A 16056-nucleotide genomic window follows, 5' to 3' on the forward strand; every position below is an offset into this window, starting at 1 on the left:
TGTGACCCGAGGACGTGATCCGGGTAACACGCCGTGATCGCCCCCGTCGCCGCGAGCGCACTGCGAGACTGGGGCGAGCAGAGTCCGTCACGGAGAGAGGCCACACCCCGCATGCCCAGCAGCGCCGCCGTCGACAACCCGTGGTTCCGCCGGTTCAACCCGTCCGACTCCGCACCCGCCCGGGTCGTGATCTTCCCGCACGCCGGTGGCTCGGCCAGCTACTACCTGGACCACGCCAACGCGCTCGCGCCGTACGCGGACGTGCTCGCCGTCCAGTACCCGGGGCGGCAGAACCGCTTCGCGGAACCGCCGATCGACTCGGTGCCGGAGCTCGCCGAGCAGGCCTACCGGGAGCTGCGGGAGTGGGCGGACCTGCCGCTCAGCTTCTTCGGGCACAGCATGGGTGCGGCCGTCGCCTTCGAGGTGACCCGGTGCTTCGCCCGGGACGGTCTGGCGGGGCCCGAGCGACTGTTCGTGTCCGCGGGCCGCGCGCCCTCGCTGCCCCGGGACAGCCGGATGCACCAGCTGTCGGACGACGGCCTGCTCAAGGAGATCGTCCGGCTCGGCGGGACGGATGAGCGGATCCTCGCCATGCCGGCGCTGCGCGAGCTGATCGTCCCGGCGCTGCGGGCCGACTACACCGCCATCGAGACCTACCTCGCCACCCCGGACGTCGTCGTCACCCAGCCGATCATCGGCTTGGTGGGGGAGAGCGACGGCAACGCGACGGTCGAGCAGGTCGCCCAGTGGGAGCGACACACCACCGGCGGCTTCGACCTGCGGGTCTTCCCGGGCGGGCACTTCTACGTGGCGGACCAGGTCGATGCCGTGGTGCGGGTGATCACCACACATCTGCGCGGTTAGAGCCGTCGCCGGAACCGCGGCCAGAACCGCCGTCGGAACCCTGTCGAAGGCCTGACGGCTGGGCTAGGGTTCGCGCTGACGACACGTCAGCAGACCCCCGGGAGGCCCCATGCGTCGGATCGCCGTCGTCGGAGCGGGCCAGGCCGGCCTGCAGCTCGCGCTCGGGCTGGTGGCCGACGGGTACGGGGTGACGCTGGTGGCCGAGCGCACGCCGGAGCAGGTGCGCGGCGGGCGGGTGCTGTCCACCCAGGCGATGTTCGGCCCGGCGCTGCGGATCGAGGCGGCCGCCGGGCTGGACCTGTGGGCGGGCGAGGCGCCGGCGGTCTCCTCGGTGGAGGCGGTGCTCGCGGCGCCGCCGGCCACCCGGGCGCTGGAGTTCACCATGACCCTGGACGAGCCGGCCCAGTCGGTGGACCAGCGGATCAAGCTGGCCCGCTGGCTGGAGCTGCTCGCGGAGCGCGGCGGCCGGGTCGAGTACCGCTCGCTGGACCGGGTCGGGCTGCACGAGGTGGCCCGCGGGCACGAGCTGACCGTGGTCGCGGCCGGTCGCGGCGCGCTGGCCGGGATCTTCGAGCGGCACACCGCCCGCTCGCCCTTCGACCGGCCGCAGCGATCCCTCTCCTGCCTGTACGCGCACGGCGTGGGCTCGCCCGACCCGGCCGCCGGTCCCAGGGCGCGGATGCACGCCCTGCCCGGCCTCGGCGAGCTGTACCTGCAGCCGGCCCTGACGCTCTCCGGGCCCTGCGACATCCTGCTCTGGGAGGCGCTGCCCGGCGGGCCGCTGGACGCGTTCGGTGACGGCCCGACGCCCGAGGTCCAACTGGCCAGGATCCGCGAGCTGTTGGCCGAGTACCTACCCTGGGAGGCGGAGCTCTGGCGGGAGGCGGAGCCGACCGACGCCGGGGCCGGGCTCTGGGGCGCGGTGGCCCCGACGGTGCGCCGGCCGGTGGCGGAGCTGGGCTCGGGCGTGGAGGCCGTCCATGTGCTGGGCCTCGGCGACGCCGTGGTGGTGAACGACCCGATCACCGGCCAGGGCGCCAACGGCGCGGCCCGTGCGGCGGAGGCGTACCGGCGGGCGATCGTCGAGCACGGCGAGGCCCCGTTCACGGCGGACTGGATGTGCCGCACCGCTGAGCGATTCTGGCAGGAACACGCCCGCCACACCGTCGAGTTCACGGCAGCGATGCTGACCATGCCGGACCACCTGCAGGGCGTCTTCGCGGCCGCCGCCGAGCACGAGCAGGTCGCACGCCGGCTCGCCAACACCTACGCCGAACCGAGCGACCACGCCGCGTGGCTGGCCACGCCCGAGCTGACCGCCGCGTACCTCTCGTCGGTCGGGACCTAAGGCGTGTCCGACGATGCCCGCCGGGCGCCGGCCCGACGCGAATGGTCAGACACGCCTCGGGGACCGTCCCGTGGGGCTCGGCGGACCTGGCAGGGATCCGCGTGGCAGGAGCCGGCCGCACTTGCCCCCGGACGGCCCCCGGGACGACGCTGGAGGGAAGACGGCAACGGGTGCGGGAGGCGTCGCTCGTGGACGGACACGGGCCCGCGGGCCGGTCCGGCAGCGGCCACCGGAGCGTGCCGCACACGGCGGACCTGCGGGTGGAGGCCTGGGCGCCGACGGCCGAGGGCTGTATCGGCGAGCTGGTGTTCGCCGTCGTGGGCAGCTTCGCGGACCTGTCCGGCGCGCGGATCGTCGGCGAGCGCGGGTGCACCGTGCTCGCGGTGAGCGACCCGGACCTGCTCGCGGGCGTGCTGGAGGAGGTCATCTACCGGATGGACGCCGACGGCGAACTGCCGGTCGCGCTCGCCTTCGGCCCGGTCAAGGGCCTGGACGGCGCCCGGAGCGTCGAGGTCCGGTTCCGGATGGCCGACGCCGCCACCGCCGCGCTGGTCGGCGCCGTGCCGAAGGCCGTCTCGCTGCACGGCCTGGAGCTGAGCGCGGGGCCGGACGGCTGGACCTGCGCGGCCACCGTGGACGTCTAGGACGTGCGCCGTGCGTACGGCGCGCACTGCGGGAGCGGGGTGAGCGAGGTGGAGATCGCACTGACCGAGGCGGGCCGCTACCGCTGGCGGATCGAGCCGCGCCCGCCGATGCGGGTGCCGGGCGTGGTGTTCGCGACCGACGCGCTGCTGCCGCAGGCCGCCGGGGACAAGGCGCTGGAGCAGGTGGCCAACGTGGCGACGTTGCCCGGGATCGTCCGGGCCTCCTTCGCGATGCCCGACGTGCACTGGGGCTACGGCTTCCCGATCGGCGGGGTCGCCGCCACCGACGTCGAGCAGGGCGGGGTGGTCTCGCCCGGAGGGGTCGGCTTCGACATCTCCTGCGGGGTCCGGCTGCTCGCCGCCGGGGTCTCCCGGGACGAACTCGGCGTCGAGCGGATCCGCCGCCTGATGGACCTGCTGGACCACACCGTTCCGCGCGGGCTCGGCCGCGGCGGCCTGTGGCACCTCGCCGGACCGGAGGAACTGGACGAGCTGCTGCTCGGCGGCGCCCGCTACGCCGTGGAGCACGGCCACGGCGTGCCGCGCGACCTGGAGCGCTGCGAGGACCGCGGCGTTCTGGCGGGCGCGGCCCCCGGCGAGGTGAGCACCCGGGCCGTCGAGCGCGGGCTCCAGCAGGTCGGCAGCCTCGGCTCGGCCAACCACTTCCTGGAGGTGCAGGCCGTCGACAAGGTGTACGACGCGCGGACGGCGGCCGCCTTCGGGCTGCGGCCGGGCCAGGTCTGCGTCATGATCCACTGCGGTTCGCGCGGCCTGGGCCACCAGATCTGCACCGACCACGTCCGCGCCATGGACCGCGAGCTGCACCGCTACCGGATCGAGCTCCCGGACCGCCAACTGGCCTGCACCCCGGTCGACTCCCCGCGTGGCCGCGCCTACCTGGGCGCCATGACCGCCGCCGCCAACTACGGGCGGGCCAACCGCCAATTGCTCTCCGAGGCCGCCCGTCGCGCCTTCGCCACCGCCCTCGGGGTCGGGCTGGAACTGGTCTACGACGTGTCGCACAACCTCGCCAAGCTGGAGACCCACGAGGTGGACGGCGTGACACGGAAGCTGTGCGTCCACCGCAAGGGCGCCACCCGCGCCCTGCCGCCCGGCGACCCCGACCTGCCCGCCGACCTGGCCGGGGCCGGGCAGCCGGTGCTGGTGCCGGGGACGATGGGCACCGCCTCGTACGTCATGGTCGGTCTGCCCGACAACGAGGCCTTCCGCTCCGCCTGCCACGGCGCCGGTCGGGTGTGGAGCCGCCACCAGGCGCTGCGGATGGTGCGCGGCGAGCGGCTGAAGGGCGACCTGGAGGCGCGCGGCATCGCGGTGCGGCCCGCCTCGATGCGGGCGCTGGCCGAGGAGACGCCCGAGGCGTACAAGGACGTGGACGCGGTGGCCGCCGTCACCGAGGCCGCGGGGCTGGCCCGGCAGGTGGCCCGCCTGGTGCCGCTGGGCGTGTGCAAGGGGTGAGCGGCAACGGGGGCACGTCGCGGGGGAACGGCAGGGGGAACGGCAAGGGGGGAGCGGGCAGAAGTTCCGGCCGCGTCTCTCGACTCGCCCGGGGCAGCCGCGCTTGGATGTCCCACACGCATCCGAGGGGCCGGCCACAGGAGGTGGGCATGCCGGGGAACGCAACCGCACTGGTGATCGAACTGACCACGCTCACCAAGCGGTACGGTGCCACGATCGGCATCGAGGATTTGGACGTGACGGTCGGGGCCGGTGAGGTGTTCGGCCTGCTCGGCCCCAACGGCGCCGGCAAGACCACCACCCTGCGCTGCCTGGTCGGCCTGCTCAGCCCCAGCGACGGCCGGGTGCGGGTGCTCGGCCTGGACCCGGTGGCCGACCACCGACGGCTCGCCCCCGTGCTCGGCTACCTGCCCGGCGAGCTGCGCCTCTACCCCGAGCTCACCGGGCAGCAGACCCTCGACCTGCTCGCCGCCCTCCAGGGCGCTCCGGTGCCCCGCCAACGCGAGCTGTGCGAACGGCTGAAACTCTCCCGGGCCGACCTCGCCCGCCCGGTGGGGGAGTACTCGCGCGGCATGAAGCAGAAGCTCGGGCTGGTCCAGTCGCTCCAGCACCGGCCCGCCGTGGTGGTGCTGGACGAACCCAGCGAGGGGCTGGACCCGCTGGTCCAGGAGACCTTCTTCGAACTGCTCGCCGAGGAGACCGCGGCCGGCCGCACCGTACTGCTCTCCAGCCACGTCCTGCCCGAGGTGCAGCGGACCTGCGGCCGGGTCGCCATCGTCCGCCGGGGCCGGCTGGTGACCGTCCGCTCGGTGGCCGAGCTGCGCCAGGCCCGGGCGCGGCGGGTGCGCCTGGTCTTCGCCGACGGGCAGGGCGCCCGTCCGCTCGGCGCCGCCGAGCGCTGGTCGCCGCGCTGGGACGGCCGACGGGTGGAGCTGCTGGTGCCGCCCGACGAGGTGGTCCCGGCCGTACGGGGCCTGCTGGCCGAACTGCCGGTCGCCGACCTGACCGTGGAGGAGGCGGGGCTGGACGAGGCCTTCCTCGACCTGTACCGCTCGACCGACCGGGAGGCCGTCGAAGGGGAGGAGGCGCGATGACCCCCGGCACCGTCAGCCGCCGCCTCCCCCTGGTCTGGCTCGCCCTGCACCGGCGGCGCCGGATGCTGCTCAGCCTGCTGCTCGGCATGGTGGTCTTCGAGACCCTGATCGTGGTGATCGCCGGGACCGTCCCACCCACCGAACTGTTCGGTGCCCGCCGCACCCCGCCCGGCGCGTTCAAGGCCTTCAGCGGCTCCAACAGCGATGTCTCCATCGCCAGTTACCCCGGCCTCCTCGGTGCCGGGCTCACCCACCCCTTCTGGATCGCGCTCCAGCTCACCGTGATCGGCGCGCTCGGCGCCGCCGCCGTCGCGGCCGACGTCGAGTCCGGCACCATCGAGCTGCTGATGACCCGTCCGGTCTCCCGTCGCCGGCTGCTCGCCGAGCGGGCCGGGGCGCTGATCGCCGCCTCGGTGCTGCTCAACGCCGCCGCCACGCTGACCGTCGCGCTCGGCGTGGCCTTCTCCCCGAAGTTGCGCGACGCCGTCCCGGAGGGCGGGGTGTTCACCGCGGGACTGCTGGGCTGCGCCTTCGCGTTCTGTCTGACCGGGCCGGTGCTGGCGGTGTCCGCGCGCAGCCGGCGACGGGCGCATGTGATCGGCGCGGCCGTCGCCTTCGGCGCGGTCGGCTTCGCGCTCAACTTCGTCGCCCTGGCCTGGTCCCCGGCCGAACCACTGCGCTACCTCAGTCCGTTCCACTACTACGCGCCGGGCGACGTGCTCGCGCACGGCGGGGTGCCGTGGGCGGCGCTGGGAGTGCTGCTCGGGGTGGGACTGCTGGGGCTGCTGGCGGCCTTCCGGCTGCTGGAGCGACGGGATCTGGCGATCTGACCCCGCTGGGTCCGCCGTTCTCGCCGCTCCCGCCGTCCTCGTCAGGCGAGGTCGAAGGCGGTGGGGGTGTGTCCCGCCCAGATGGCGCGGGAGGACTGCTCGGGGTAGCGGACGACGGTCTCGGAGCGGGCGTCGAACACCCGGGTGGGCTGCTGCTCCGGCTCGTAGGCGGCCCAGCCGGGGTCGCCGGTGGAGGCGAAGCGGATCCAGGCCTGCCGCAGCGCGCGGGAGACCTCGACGGCCTCCGGGCCGGGCGGGTCGCCGAGGAACCGCCTGCCCATCGGGGTGTCCAGGGTGCCGAAGGCCAGCGGGACGTCCAGCCCGTGGCAGGCGCCGAGCACTCCGCCCATGGCGGGGGCGGGGACGGCCAGTTCGAAGAGGTAGGAGCTGCCGCCGGCCGCGGCATTGCCCTCGGCCAGGTGGAGCGAGGGCATCCGGAACAGGGCGTCGGAGCTGACCGCTTCGAGCAGTTCCCCGGCGTCGGCCCCCGGGTGGGCGTCGCGGTAGGCGTCCGGGCCGGCCGGGTGCGGGGCGAACAGGTCCAGGGCGGTGCGGGCCTCCTCGTCGGTGAAGCTGCCGTGCCGCCCGGCGAGGACGCTGAACAGCCGGAACTCGTCGCGGGTGTGGCCGACCAGCAGCTCGGTCCCGGCGGCCCGTCCGGCGGCGAGGGCGGCCCACGGCTCCTCGGGCAGCAGCTCGCCGTCGACCACCGGGGCGGTGGCGATGCCGCTCTGCGCCAGCCGGCCCCAGCGCGCGAGGTGCTTGGGGAGCGCGGTTCCGAGGTCGGTGACCGCGGCGGCCAGACGCCAGGGGTCGACCTCGGCGAGGGCGGTGGCGGTGGGGGCCGTGCCGAGCTGTTCGGCCAGGGTGGCGGTGACTTCGGCGGCCAGCGCGGGGGTGCAGAGGTTGCCCGGGACGCTGTGGGCGACGGCCCGGCGGAACAGCCCGCCGGCCCGGCTCATGGTCAGCAGCGCGGCGACCGATCCGGCACCGGCGGACTGGCCGGCGACGGTCACCCGGTCGGGATCGCCGCCGAACGCGGCGATGTTGCGCTGGACCCACTCCAGGGCCGCGATCTGGTCCAGGAAGGCCCGGTTGGCCGGGGCGCCCGCCAGCAGCGCGAAACCCTCCGCGCCCACCCGGTAGTTGACGCTCACCACGACCAGCCCGGCCCGGGCCAGCTCGGTGGGGTCGTACAGCGGGTCGCCCGAGGTGCCCGAGATGTACCCGCCGCCGTGGATCCAGACCAGCACCGGCAGCCCCGCCGTGCCCGGGTCGGGGGTGCAGACGTTGAGCGTGAGCCAGTCGGTGCCCCGGGCCGGGTCGGCGGGCAGCGGGCCGGACTGGGGGACCCCGGGGCCGAACGCGAGGGCCTCGCGGACGCCGTCCCAGCGGTCGGGCGGGGCGGGCGCGGCGAAGCGGAGCGGTCCGACGGGCGGTTGGGCGTAGCGGATGCCGCGGAAGACCGGGAGCCCCCGGTCCAGGAAGCCGCGGACGGTTCCCTCGGTGGTGTGGGCGACGGGCTGCGTGAGCATGTGGACGCTCCTCCCTCGGAATGCCTCCAGCGTGATAGGTCAGGTGTATTATGTCAAGCGTATTGGAAAGATCCCCGAGGAAGGCGTTCGGGGAAGGCGCCCGAGGAGGAACGGAAGGCCGTGCCCAAGCAGGTGGACCATCAGGAGCGCCGCGAGACCATCGCCCGGGCGCTGTGGCGGGTGGTGGAGCAGCGTGGCGCCACGCACCTGACGCTGCGCGAGGTCGCCCAGGAGGCGGGCGTCTCGCTCGGGCAGCTGCAGCACTACTTCGGCTCCCGGGCGGAGCTGCTGGCCTTCGCGATGGACCTGGCCGGGGAGCAGAGCGCGCTGCGGGTCGGCCGGGCGCTCGCCGGGCTCGGCGAGCGCCCGCACCCGCGCCGGGTGCTGCGGGCGATGCTGGTCGAGCTGCTGCCGCTGCACGCCGACGCGCGGGCGACCAGCCGGATGAGCGCCGCCTACGTGCTGGAGGCGCTGCACGACGAGCAGGTCCGCGCGCGGGCGCGGGGCGCCCTGCTGCGCGGGCGGGCCATGGTGGAGCAGGTGGTCCGGCAGGCGATCGCCGACGGGCTGATCGCGGCGGACCGCGACCCGGTGGTGGAGACGGACCTGCTGCTCGCGCTCACCGGGTTCACCACGTTGCTGGAGCTGGACGTGGTCGAGCCGGCCGCCGCGCTCACCGCCGTCGACCGGCACCTGGACCGGCTGTTCGAGGTCGGGGTGCCGCGGAGCGGCGTTGACGGCGTGGCAGGCTAGCCGGGTAGCACCGCAGCCCGCGACCAGGAGCACCCCCATGGACCGACCCGCCCCCCTCCGCCTCGACGCCACCGCCTCCGGGCACCCGGCGGGCATCCTCGACGCCGCCGAGCAGGCCGAACGCCGGGGCATGGACCGGTTGGTGGTCGCCGAGACGGCGTACGACCCGTTCCTCCAGCTCGCCCGGGCCGCCGACCGCACCGAGTCGATCGAACTGGCCACCGGCATCGCGGTGGCCTTCGCCCGTACCCCGATGACGCTGGCCTACCAGGCCTGGGGCCTGCACGCGGCCTCCGGCGGACGGGCCGTCATCGGGCTGGGATCGCAGGTCAAGCCGCACATCGAGAAGCGCTTCGGGATGCCCTGGGACCGTCCGGCCGCCCGGATGCGCGAGTACGTGCACGCGGTGCGGGCGATCTGGCACAGCTGGCAGACCGGTGAACGGCTGCGCTTCCGGGGCGAGTTCTACACCCATACGGTGATGACGCCGGTGTTCTCGCCGGACCCGATCCCGGCCGGGGTGCCGCGGATCCTGCTCGCGGGCGTCGGGCCGCTGATGACCCGCACCGCCGGGGCGGTGGCCGACGGCTTCCTCAGCCACCCGTTCTCCTCGACCGCCTACCTGTCCGAGCAGGTGCTGCCCGGGCTGACCGAGGAGCGCAAGCGGGCCGAGGCCGAGGGCGCCGGGTGGACGCAGCGGCCCTTCGAGGTCGTCGGCAACGTGCTCACCGCCACCGGCCGCACCGAGGAGGAGCTGACCGCCAACCGGGCCGCGGTGCGCGAGCGGCTCGCGTTCTACGCCTCGACCCCCGCCTACCGTCCGGTGCTGGCGCAGCACGGCTGGGAGGCGCTGCAGGAGGAACTGCACACCCACTCGGTGCGCGGGCGCTGGGCGGAGATGGCCGCGCTGATCGACGACGAGGTCTTCGACGCCTTCGCGGTGTCCGGCTCGGTGGAGGAGGTCGCGCGGGAGATCCACCGCCGCTACGGGGGGCTGGTCACCCGGCTGTCCGTCAACCTGCCCGAGGACGCGGACCCAGGGCTCGGGCTGGATGTGCTGGCGGCGGTGCGGGCGCTGGGCTGAGCGGAACCGGTCTGCCGGCGGTCGTACGGGATCGCCGATCGGTCAGGGCTCGACCAAGACCGGGCACATCCGGGCAAGCGATTCCCGGCGGCACGGCCGGGAGGCAGGATCGCGCTGAACAGGACACGCACCGTCTCCGGAGCTCCGGTCCTGTCATGACATCGCCACCCGTCGACGATCGTGGGGGTGCCCGCGTGTCCGTGTCCGACGACCGCACCGCCGATGAAGACCCGTACGAATGCGGGGAGTACGTCGAGGTCGACGAACTCGCCGACTTCGAGGAGTTCCTGCGCGTCTGCGCCGAGCTGACCGGCTTCGACGTCCCCGAACTGTGTGCCACCGGCATGGCGCACGAGCACCACCGCACCGTGCTGGCGCACCCCGTCCGCGACGAGCACGCCCTCGTCCACCTCTGGTACGTCGGCACCTGGCCCGGCGAGGCACCCAGCTCCGCCCGCGCCCACGACCAGGGCCTGGTCTGGCGGACCTTCCGCGCCGCCGCGCCCGGCGCCGCCGCCCCCGGCCACGGCAGCTGGGCACAGGCGCCCCGAGGAGGGGAGGAGCGGTGAGCGCCCACCGGGACGCCGTCGTGGTCGGCGCGGGCTTCGCCGGCAGCCTGGTCGCCCACCGCCTCGGCGCACAGGGCTGGCGGGTCCTCGTCCTGGAAGCCGGACGGACCGCGCCCACCGCCGCCGAGACCGCCACCGCCCACCGCGCGGCCGGCGGCGGCCCGCCCACCTCGCCGTACCCGCACAACCCCGACGCGCCCTCACCCGACGTCACCGACCTCACCGGACTCCCCGACGGCGGCTTCACCGCCACCGGATACCTCCGGCAGTACGGGCCGCTGCCCTACGCCAGCGGCTACCTGCGCGCCAACGGCGGCACCGGACTGCTCTGGACCGGCCTCACCCCGCGCATGCACCCCGAGGACTTCCGCACCGGCGACCTCGGCCACGGCCGCAACTGGCCGATCGGCTACCACGACCTGGAGCCGTACTACTGCGACGCCGAGTGGGAACTCGGCGTCGCCGCCGACGCGGAGGAACAGCGCAGCGCCGTCGGACTGCCCATCCCGGAGGGCTACGACTTCCCGATGCGGGCCATCCCGGCCAGCCACCTCGACCGGCAGCTCGCCGCGGCCCTCGACGGCCGGACGGTCTGCGACCCCGCCGTGCCGCACCCCGCCCGACTCGCCGTCACCGGCACCCCGCACGCCCGCAACGGCCGGCCCACCGGGCGGGACTCCCGGCCCGGCCCGCTCTGCGCGGGCAGCTCCAGCTGCGTCCCGGTCTGCCCGACCGGCGCCAAGTACACCCCGCTGCGCACCCAGGCCCGCTGGGACTCCGGCGTCGAGCTGCGCACCGAGGCGGTGGTCAGCAGGGTCCTCGCCGACCCGGTGACCGGGCGCGCCACCGGTGTCGAGTACCTGGCCGGCGGCACGACCCACCGGGTGACGGCGCACCTCGTGGTGCTCGCCGCGCACGCGATCGAGAACGCCCGGCTGCTGCTCCTGTCCGACCTGGCCAACCGCGGCGACCAGGTCGGCCGGAACCTGATGGACCACCCCGCGCTGCTCACCTGGGGTCTGATGCCCCGCCCGGTCGGCCCGTACCGGGGGCCCGGCTCCACCAGCGGGCTGGAGGCCTTCCGCTTCGGCGCGGCCCGTCGGCGCCGGGCGCCGTTCCGGATCGAGATCAGCAACTGGGGCTGGTCCTGGGCCGGCGGTGCCCCCGAGTCCGAGGCCGCCGTGATGCTCGCCGCCGGGCTGCGCGGCAAGGAGCTGCGCGAGCGCCTCGGCGACCGGCTGGGGCGGCAGTTCTCGCTCCAGTTCGAGCTGGAACAGCCCGCCGACCCGGCTAACCGGGTCACCCTCGACCAGGAGCGGCGGGACCCGCTCGGCCTGCCCGCCCCGGCGATCCGCTACGACCTCTCCGACTACGTCCGCGAGGGCATGGCCTCCGCCCGGGCCGTCTCCGAACAGCTCTTCGCCCTGCTGGGCGCCGAGGACCACACCGCCTACCCGGGCGCCCGCTGGCCGGGCCGGCTCGAACACCGGGGTGTCGTCCACGGCTACCGCGGGGCGGGCCACGCCGGGGGCACCCACGTGATGGGCGACTCGCCCGGCAGCTCCGTGGTCGACCAGTGGCAGCGCTGCTGGGACCACCCCAACCTCTACGCCGTCGGCTGCGGTTCGCTGCCCTCGCTCGGCACCTCCAACCCCTCGCTCACCATGGCCGCCCTCGCGCTGCGCAGCGCCGAGCGGATGCACCGGGACCTGGTGGAGCTGCACCGGCCGGCGGCCGTGTCCTCCCCGTCCACGCCCGTACCCTCCACGCCCGCACCCTCCACGCCCGCACCCTCATCGCCCCCGGAGTCTCCATGACCGGCCTGCCGCTGCCGCCCGTACCCGAGCCCTACCACCTGCCCTTCCACTACGGCGCGTTGCACAACATCGGCGTCGACTACCTGGTCGAGCCCGAGCGGGCCCGCCAACTGCTCGGCAAGCGTCACCCCGGGCTGGCCGTCGCCGCGTTCGACGGCGGGGCCTGTGTCTCGCTGAACTACCAGCTCTACTTCGCCCAGTACCCGAACGGCGGCGGCATCACCCAGGAGCTGGAGATCAACCTGATCGCCCACCCCGTGTTCGCCGAGGATCGCATCCCGGTGGTCAACTACGGCCAGTACGCCCGGGGTTACGACCAGACCAAGCTGCTCGGCATCGCCCGGCTGCACGTGCTGTGCGACAACCCGCTCGCCATCGACGCCGGACGCCGGCTGTACGCCGAACCCAAGCGGCCCGGCTGGTTCGAGACGACCATGCCCTCGCTCAACGCGCCCGCCGTGCGCGAGCGGTGGAGCGTCTCCTGCCGCCGAGCCACCCTCGGGGGCGAGGGGCTGGACCGCCATGACGAGGAACTCCTCGTCCTGGAGGTCGACTTGGTCGGCCTCACCGCCGAGTCGGTCAACAACACCCCGATCACCGGCTACGGCACCGACGACGAGGGCAAGCTGCTCGCCGGACCGCTCAACGTCCACCAGCCGTACCGCTACTACGCCCTGGACGACCGCACCGCCGACCGGGTCCGGCTCGACCTCGGCAACCCCGCGGAGGAGTCCGCCCGCGACCTGGCCCTGCTGATCGCCGACGCCCCGGCCGCCGGGGTCTGGACCTACCAGTCGCCGCCGATCGCCGCCCACAACCGCGCGTACTACGTCCGTTGACGGCCGGCCCTGCCGGACACCGCTCTCGGTACCCCGCCTCCTGGACCTGACGGCGGGGCACCCGGCTGCTAGCCTGGCGCGCCGATACGGACGACTCAGGGATCAGCGGGATGGACGACGTCGAAGCGCTCAAGCACCTGCACCACGCCGGGGACTACCGGAGCCTGGCCGTGCGGACCTCGAACCCGGACGTCCTGCGCCGACTGGCTTGGGGCGAGTACCCGTTCGTCTGGCACGAGATCGCCCGCAACGCCGCCGCACCCACCGACCTGCTGGTCTCGCTGTCCGTCCGGCGCAACACCACCTGGAACGACAACTGCCTGCTCAAGCTGGTCGCCGCCCACCCCGCCCTCACCGGCGAGGCGCTGGACGGGCTGGTCGACCTGGTGGCCGTACGCCTGCGGGAGGGCGACCGCCCGTACGGGGCGGCGGTGGAGCTGGCCCGGCGGCCGGAGCTGCCGGTCGAGCGGCTGAACTGGCTCGGACACCAGCCCGGTGCCTCGGCCAACCTCCGGCGGAGGATCACCCGGGCGCTGGCGGCGCGCCCGGACCGGTGAGCGAGGTCGACGGCTGCCGTGGGGTCAGTGCGGAGGCCTGGCAACTGCTCATGTGCCGTGGGCGAATCTTCGAAGCGCATTCCGTCGTGGAAGTGACGCTGAGTTCGAAAAATTCGTCGGACGCGTGAACGGCGCGGCGGAGGCCCCGCTCAGCGCTCCGGCGGAAGCAGGGCCCCGGCCCGCTTCACCGTGCGGATGACCGGGGCCGTCTCGATGCCCTGGATCGCGTCCAGCGCGGCGACCGGGCCGGTCAGGTAGCGCGCCAGGTCCAGCGAGTCCCGGCAGTTGACGGCCGCGAGCAGGTTGGTCGGACCGGTGGTGTGGGCCACCAGCGACACCTCCGGGTGGTCGGCCATCGCGGCGGCCACCGGGCCCAGCCGGGAGGGCCGCACCGACATCCACAGCCGGGCCTCGGCCCGGAAGCCGAGCGCGGCCGGCGGGATGTCGACCAGGAAGACCAGCACGCCGGCGCGGCGCAGCAGGGCGAGCCGACGGCGCACGGTCGACTCCGACCAGCCGGTGGCGGCGGCGAGTTCGGTGTGGCTCGCCCGTCCGTCCCGGGCGAGCAGGCCGAAGAGCGCGCGGTCACCGGAGTCCAGGGTGACCTCGGCGGCGTCGACCGGCGGCGGGGCGAGCAGCGCGGCCTGATCGGGCGTGAGGCGGGCCGGACCCTCCCAGCTGTTCGGCAGGACGTGGCTGCCGAGCAGCAGGTGGGCGGAGACGGAGGTGACCCGGCCGGTGCGGGGGAGCTTGTGCAGCAGCAGCGCCTCGCCGTCGTCGCCGGTGCGGGTCTGGACGCTGCAGGAGATCTCGGTGCCGCCGGAGAGCAGGTGGACGTAGGAGGTGTCCGGGCGGGCGGCGAGCGCCCTGGCGATGGCGGCCGCCGAGTCCGGCGTGCACCGCAGTCGGATGGTCCAGGCCTGGTAGCCGAGCAGGGCGCCGTTGAACGTGCCCACCACCCGGAGCAGCCCGGCACCGCGCAGACGCCGGTAGCGGCGGGCGACGGTGCTCTCCGAGACGCCGAGGGCCTCGCCGATCAGACGCAGCGGAGCACGCCCGTCGATCTGTAGGGCGTGCACCAGGCTGCGGTCGATCGCGTCAAGGCTGACGGTATCCGTCTTCATGAGCGGTCAGTGTGCCAGTATCCGCCGCCACTGCGGGCGTGGCTGGTGGCGGTCGGGCCGGGCCGGGGACGGTGTGGAGCGTCCGCGACGAAGCTCCATGGAGGAAGTCTCATGCGCATGTGGTGGCCCTTGGCGGCCGTCTGCCTCGGTACGTTCCTGTTCCTGCTCGACACCACCGTGTTGTCCGTCGCCCTGCCCGACATCGGGGCGGCGCTGTCGGCCCCGCTGTCGGAACTGCAGTGGGTGGTCGACGGCTACACGCTGGTGCTGGCCGTCCTGATGCTCACCATGGGCGCCCTGGCGGACCGCCTCGGGGCGCGCGTGGTGTACGCCGCCGGGCTGGTGGTGTTCGGCTGCGCCTCGCTGGCCTGCGGGTCGGCGCCGACCGTCGGGGTGCTGGTGGCCGCGCGCGCGGTGCAGGGCGCGGGCGGCGCGGCGATGGCCGTCACCGCCTTCGCGCTGATCGGCTCGGTCTACCGGGGGCCCGTCCTGGGGCGGGCGATGGGGGTCTTCGGCGCGGTGACCGGGCTGGCGGCGGCCCTCGGGCCGATGCTCGGCGGCGTCGTCACCCAGTACCTCGGCTGGCGGGCGGTGTTCCTGCTCAACCTGCCGCTGATCGCCCTCACGGTGGTGCTTGCGCTGCGGGTCCTGCCCGCCGGTCCGCGAGGCGCGGGCGGCGCCCGCGTCGACGTCCCCGGCATGGTCGCCTTCGCCCTGGCCGCGGGTTCGCTGACCTACGCGCTGTCCCTGGCCGGGGAGCGGCGCTGGAGCTCGCCGACCGTACTGACCCTGCTGGCCGTCGCCGGGCTCGCCCTGGCCGCCTTCGCCCGGATCGAACTGCGCAGCGCGGCGCCGCTGCTGGACCTGCGGCTGTTCGCCCGGCCGTTCTTCTCGGCCGCGATGGCGTGCGTGCTCGCCTCCACGGCCGCCTTCGCGGCGCTGGTCTACACCTCGGTGTGGCTGCAGACGGGGCTCGGCCTCGGGCCGGTACGGGCCGGGCTCGCGTTGATGCCGCTCGCGCTGGCCTCGTTCGCCACCTCGCTGGTCAGCGGGCGCCGACTGCACGGCAGGTCGCCACGGGTCGTGCTCGGCACCGGGCTGCTGCTGAGCGGGCTCGGGTGCGCGGCGCAGGCGGGTCTGGACGCGCACTCCTCGGCCTGGTCGACGGCGGTCGGACTGGTGCTGACCGGCGTCGGTGTGGGCCTGATGGGCCCGGCCATGGGCGCCGCCGTGTTCGCGGCGCTGCCCCCGGAGCGGGCGGGCATGGCCGCCGGGGCCATGACCACCTTCCGCCAGCTGGGGCAGACCCTCGGGGTCGCGGCCTTCGGGGTGCTGTTCCAGCAGGGCGGTGCCGCGCCCTTCGCGGGACTGAACCGGGTGCTGCTCGCGGCCGCCGCGGTCGGGTTGCTCGGCGCGGTGCTCGCCTACGTCCTCGTTCCCAAGCCGAATGCGCCCGAGCCGAATGTGTCCGAGCCGAATGTGTCCGAACCGACCGCAGCCGAACCGGGGCCCGCCCGCTGAG

Annotated in this window: 15 protein-coding genes; 13 read left to right on the forward strand and 2 right to left on the reverse strand. The window is 74.8% G+C overall.

What is annotated here, in order from left to right:
• Positions 1–111: 111 nt before the first annotated feature.
• The 6 genes from ACH4E7_RS12315 to ACH4E7_RS12340 all read left to right on the forward strand — a co-directional run bounded on the left by ACH4E7_RS12315 (position 112) and on the right by ACH4E7_RS12340 (position 6256).
• Complete coding sequence (locus ACH4E7_RS12315) at positions 112–864, forward strand: thioesterase II family protein (RefSeq protein ID WP_396248975.1); 753 nt, start codon at positions 112–114, stop codon at positions 862–864.
• 109 nt (positions 865–973) lie between these two features.
• Positions 974–2212 (forward strand): styrene monooxygenase/indole monooxygenase family protein, encoded by a 1239-nt coding sequence (locus ACH4E7_RS12320; RefSeq protein WP_396248976.1) that lies wholly within the window; start codon positions 974–976, stop codon positions 2210–2212.
• Between the two features lie 188 nt (positions 2213–2400).
• Entirely contained in the window at positions 2401–2856 is a 456-nt protein-coding gene (locus tag ACH4E7_RS12325; RefSeq protein ID WP_396248977.1) for an archease, read from the forward strand.
• A gap of 48 nt (positions 2857–2904) precedes the next feature.
• The gene (locus ACH4E7_RS12330; protein WP_396248978.1) at positions 2905–4332 is read left to right on the forward strand and encodes an RtcB family protein; all 1428 of its coding nucleotides are present in this window, start codon (positions 2905–2907) and stop codon (positions 4330–4332) included.
• A gap of 149 nt (positions 4333–4481) precedes the next feature.
• Positions 4482–5426 carry an ABC transporter ATP-binding protein gene (locus tag ACH4E7_RS12335; RefSeq protein WP_396248979.1) on the forward strand — a complete coding sequence of 315 codons (945 nt, stop codon included), beginning with the start codon at positions 4482–4484 and terminating at the stop codon, positions 5424–5426.
• Complete coding sequence (locus ACH4E7_RS12340) at positions 5423–6256, forward strand: ABC transporter permease subunit (protein WP_396248980.1); 834 nt, start codon at positions 5423–5425, stop codon at positions 6254–6256. Before ACH4E7_RS12335 ends, ACH4E7_RS12340 begins: the two co-directional genes overlap by 4 nt.
• Positions 6257–6297: 41 nt before the next feature.
• On the opposite strand, the gene ACH4E7_RS12345 is transcribed toward ACH4E7_RS12340, so the two are convergent.
• Positions 6298–7791: a carboxylesterase/lipase family protein gene (locus ACH4E7_RS12345; protein WP_396248981.1), complete on the reverse strand. Its 1494-nt coding sequence runs from the start codon at positions 7789–7791 to the stop codon at positions 6298–6300.
• A 120-nt stretch (positions 7792–7911) separates the two neighbouring features.
• Between ACH4E7_RS12345 and ACH4E7_RS12350 the strand changes: the two genes are divergently transcribed.
• The 6 genes from ACH4E7_RS12350 to ACH4E7_RS12375 all read left to right on the forward strand — a co-directional run bounded on the left by ACH4E7_RS12350 (position 7912) and on the right by ACH4E7_RS12375 (position 13410).
• Complete coding sequence (locus tag ACH4E7_RS12350) at positions 7912–8544, forward strand: TetR/AcrR family transcriptional regulator (RefSeq protein WP_396248982.1); 633 nt, start codon at positions 7912–7914, stop codon at positions 8542–8544.
• A 37-nt stretch (positions 8545–8581) separates the two neighbouring features.
• Positions 8582–9628, forward strand: a complete 1047-nt coding sequence (locus ACH4E7_RS12355) for a TIGR03617 family F420-dependent LLM class oxidoreductase (RefSeq protein ID WP_396248983.1) — start codon at positions 8582–8584, stop codon at positions 9626–9628.
• 194 nt (positions 9629–9822) lie between these two features.
• A complete protein-coding gene (locus ACH4E7_RS12360; protein WP_396248984.1) occupies positions 9823–10197 on the forward strand; it encodes a hypothetical protein in 375 nt (124 codons plus the stop codon).
• Positions 10194–12014, forward strand: coding sequence for a GMC family oxidoreductase (locus tag ACH4E7_RS12365; RefSeq protein WP_396248985.1), 1821 nt, complete (start codon positions 10194–10196; stop codon positions 12012–12014). Before ACH4E7_RS12360 ends, ACH4E7_RS12365 begins: the two co-directional genes overlap by 4 nt.
• Positions 12011–12853, forward strand: coding sequence for a hypothetical protein (locus tag ACH4E7_RS12370; RefSeq protein ID WP_396248986.1), 843 nt, complete (start codon positions 12011–12013; stop codon positions 12851–12853). Before ACH4E7_RS12365 ends, ACH4E7_RS12370 begins: the two co-directional genes overlap by 4 nt.
• A 110-nt stretch (positions 12854–12963) precedes the next feature.
• Positions 12964–13410, forward strand: coding sequence for a hypothetical protein (locus tag ACH4E7_RS12375; protein WP_396248987.1), 447 nt, complete (start codon positions 12964–12966; stop codon positions 13408–13410).
• Between the two features lie 149 nt (positions 13411–13559).
• On the opposite strand, the gene ACH4E7_RS12380 is transcribed toward ACH4E7_RS12375, so the two are convergent.
• On the reverse strand, positions 13560–14534 hold the full coding sequence (locus ACH4E7_RS12380; RefSeq protein ID WP_396248988.1) for an Lrp/AsnC family transcriptional regulator: 975 nt from the start codon (positions 14532–14534) through the stop codon (positions 13560–13562).
• Between the two features lie 111 nt (positions 14535–14645).
• Between ACH4E7_RS12380 and ACH4E7_RS12385 the strand changes: the two genes are divergently transcribed.
• Entirely contained in the window at positions 14646–16055 is a 1410-nt protein-coding gene (locus tag ACH4E7_RS12385) for an MFS transporter (protein ID WP_396248989.1), read from the forward strand.
• The last annotated feature ends 1 nt before the right edge of the window (position 16056 follow it).

This window comes from Kitasatospora sp. NPDC018058, assembly GCF_044327205.1.
In the GTDB taxonomy this organism is placed as follows: domain Bacteria; phylum Actinomycetota; class Actinomycetes; order Streptomycetales; family Streptomycetaceae; genus Kitasatospora.

Bases quoted from the DNA above. Each gene is read 5' to 3' on its own strand.
- ACH4E7_RS12315 (WP_396248975.1), top strand. From the start codon at position 112: ATGCCCAGCAGCGCCGCCGTCGACAACCCGTGGTTCCGCCGGTTCAAC.
- ACH4E7_RS12340 (WP_396248980.1), top strand. From the start codon at position 5,423: ATGACCCCCGGCACCGTCAGCCGCCGCCTCCCCCTGGTCTGGCTCGCC.
- ACH4E7_RS12375 (WP_396248987.1), top strand. From the start codon at position 12,964: ATGGACGACGTCGAAGCGCTCAAGCACCTGCACCACGCCGGGGACTAC.
- ACH4E7_RS12335 (WP_396248979.1), top strand. From the start codon at position 4,482: ATGCCGGGGAACGCAACCGCACTGGTGATCGAACTGACCACGCTCACC.
- ACH4E7_RS12345 (WP_396248981.1), bottom strand. From the start codon at position 7,791: ATGCTCACGCAGCCCGTCGCCCACACCACCGAGGGAACCGTCCGCGGC.
- ACH4E7_RS12380 (WP_396248988.1), bottom strand. From the start codon at position 14,534: ATGAAGACGGATACCGTCAGCCTTGACGCGATCGACCGCAGCCTGGTG.
- ACH4E7_RS12370 (WP_396248986.1), top strand. From the start codon at position 12,011: ATGACCGGCCTGCCGCTGCCGCCCGTACCCGAGCCCTACCACCTGCCC.
- ACH4E7_RS12385 (WP_396248989.1), top strand. From the start codon at position 14,646: ATGCGCATGTGGTGGCCCTTGGCGGCCGTCTGCCTCGGTACGTTCCTG.
- ACH4E7_RS12320 (WP_396248976.1), top strand. From the start codon at position 974: ATGCGTCGGATCGCCGTCGTCGGAGCGGGCCAGGCCGGCCTGCAGCTC.
- ACH4E7_RS12355 (WP_396248983.1), top strand. From the start codon at position 8,582: ATGGACCGACCCGCCCCCCTCCGCCTCGACGCCACCGCCTCCGGGCAC.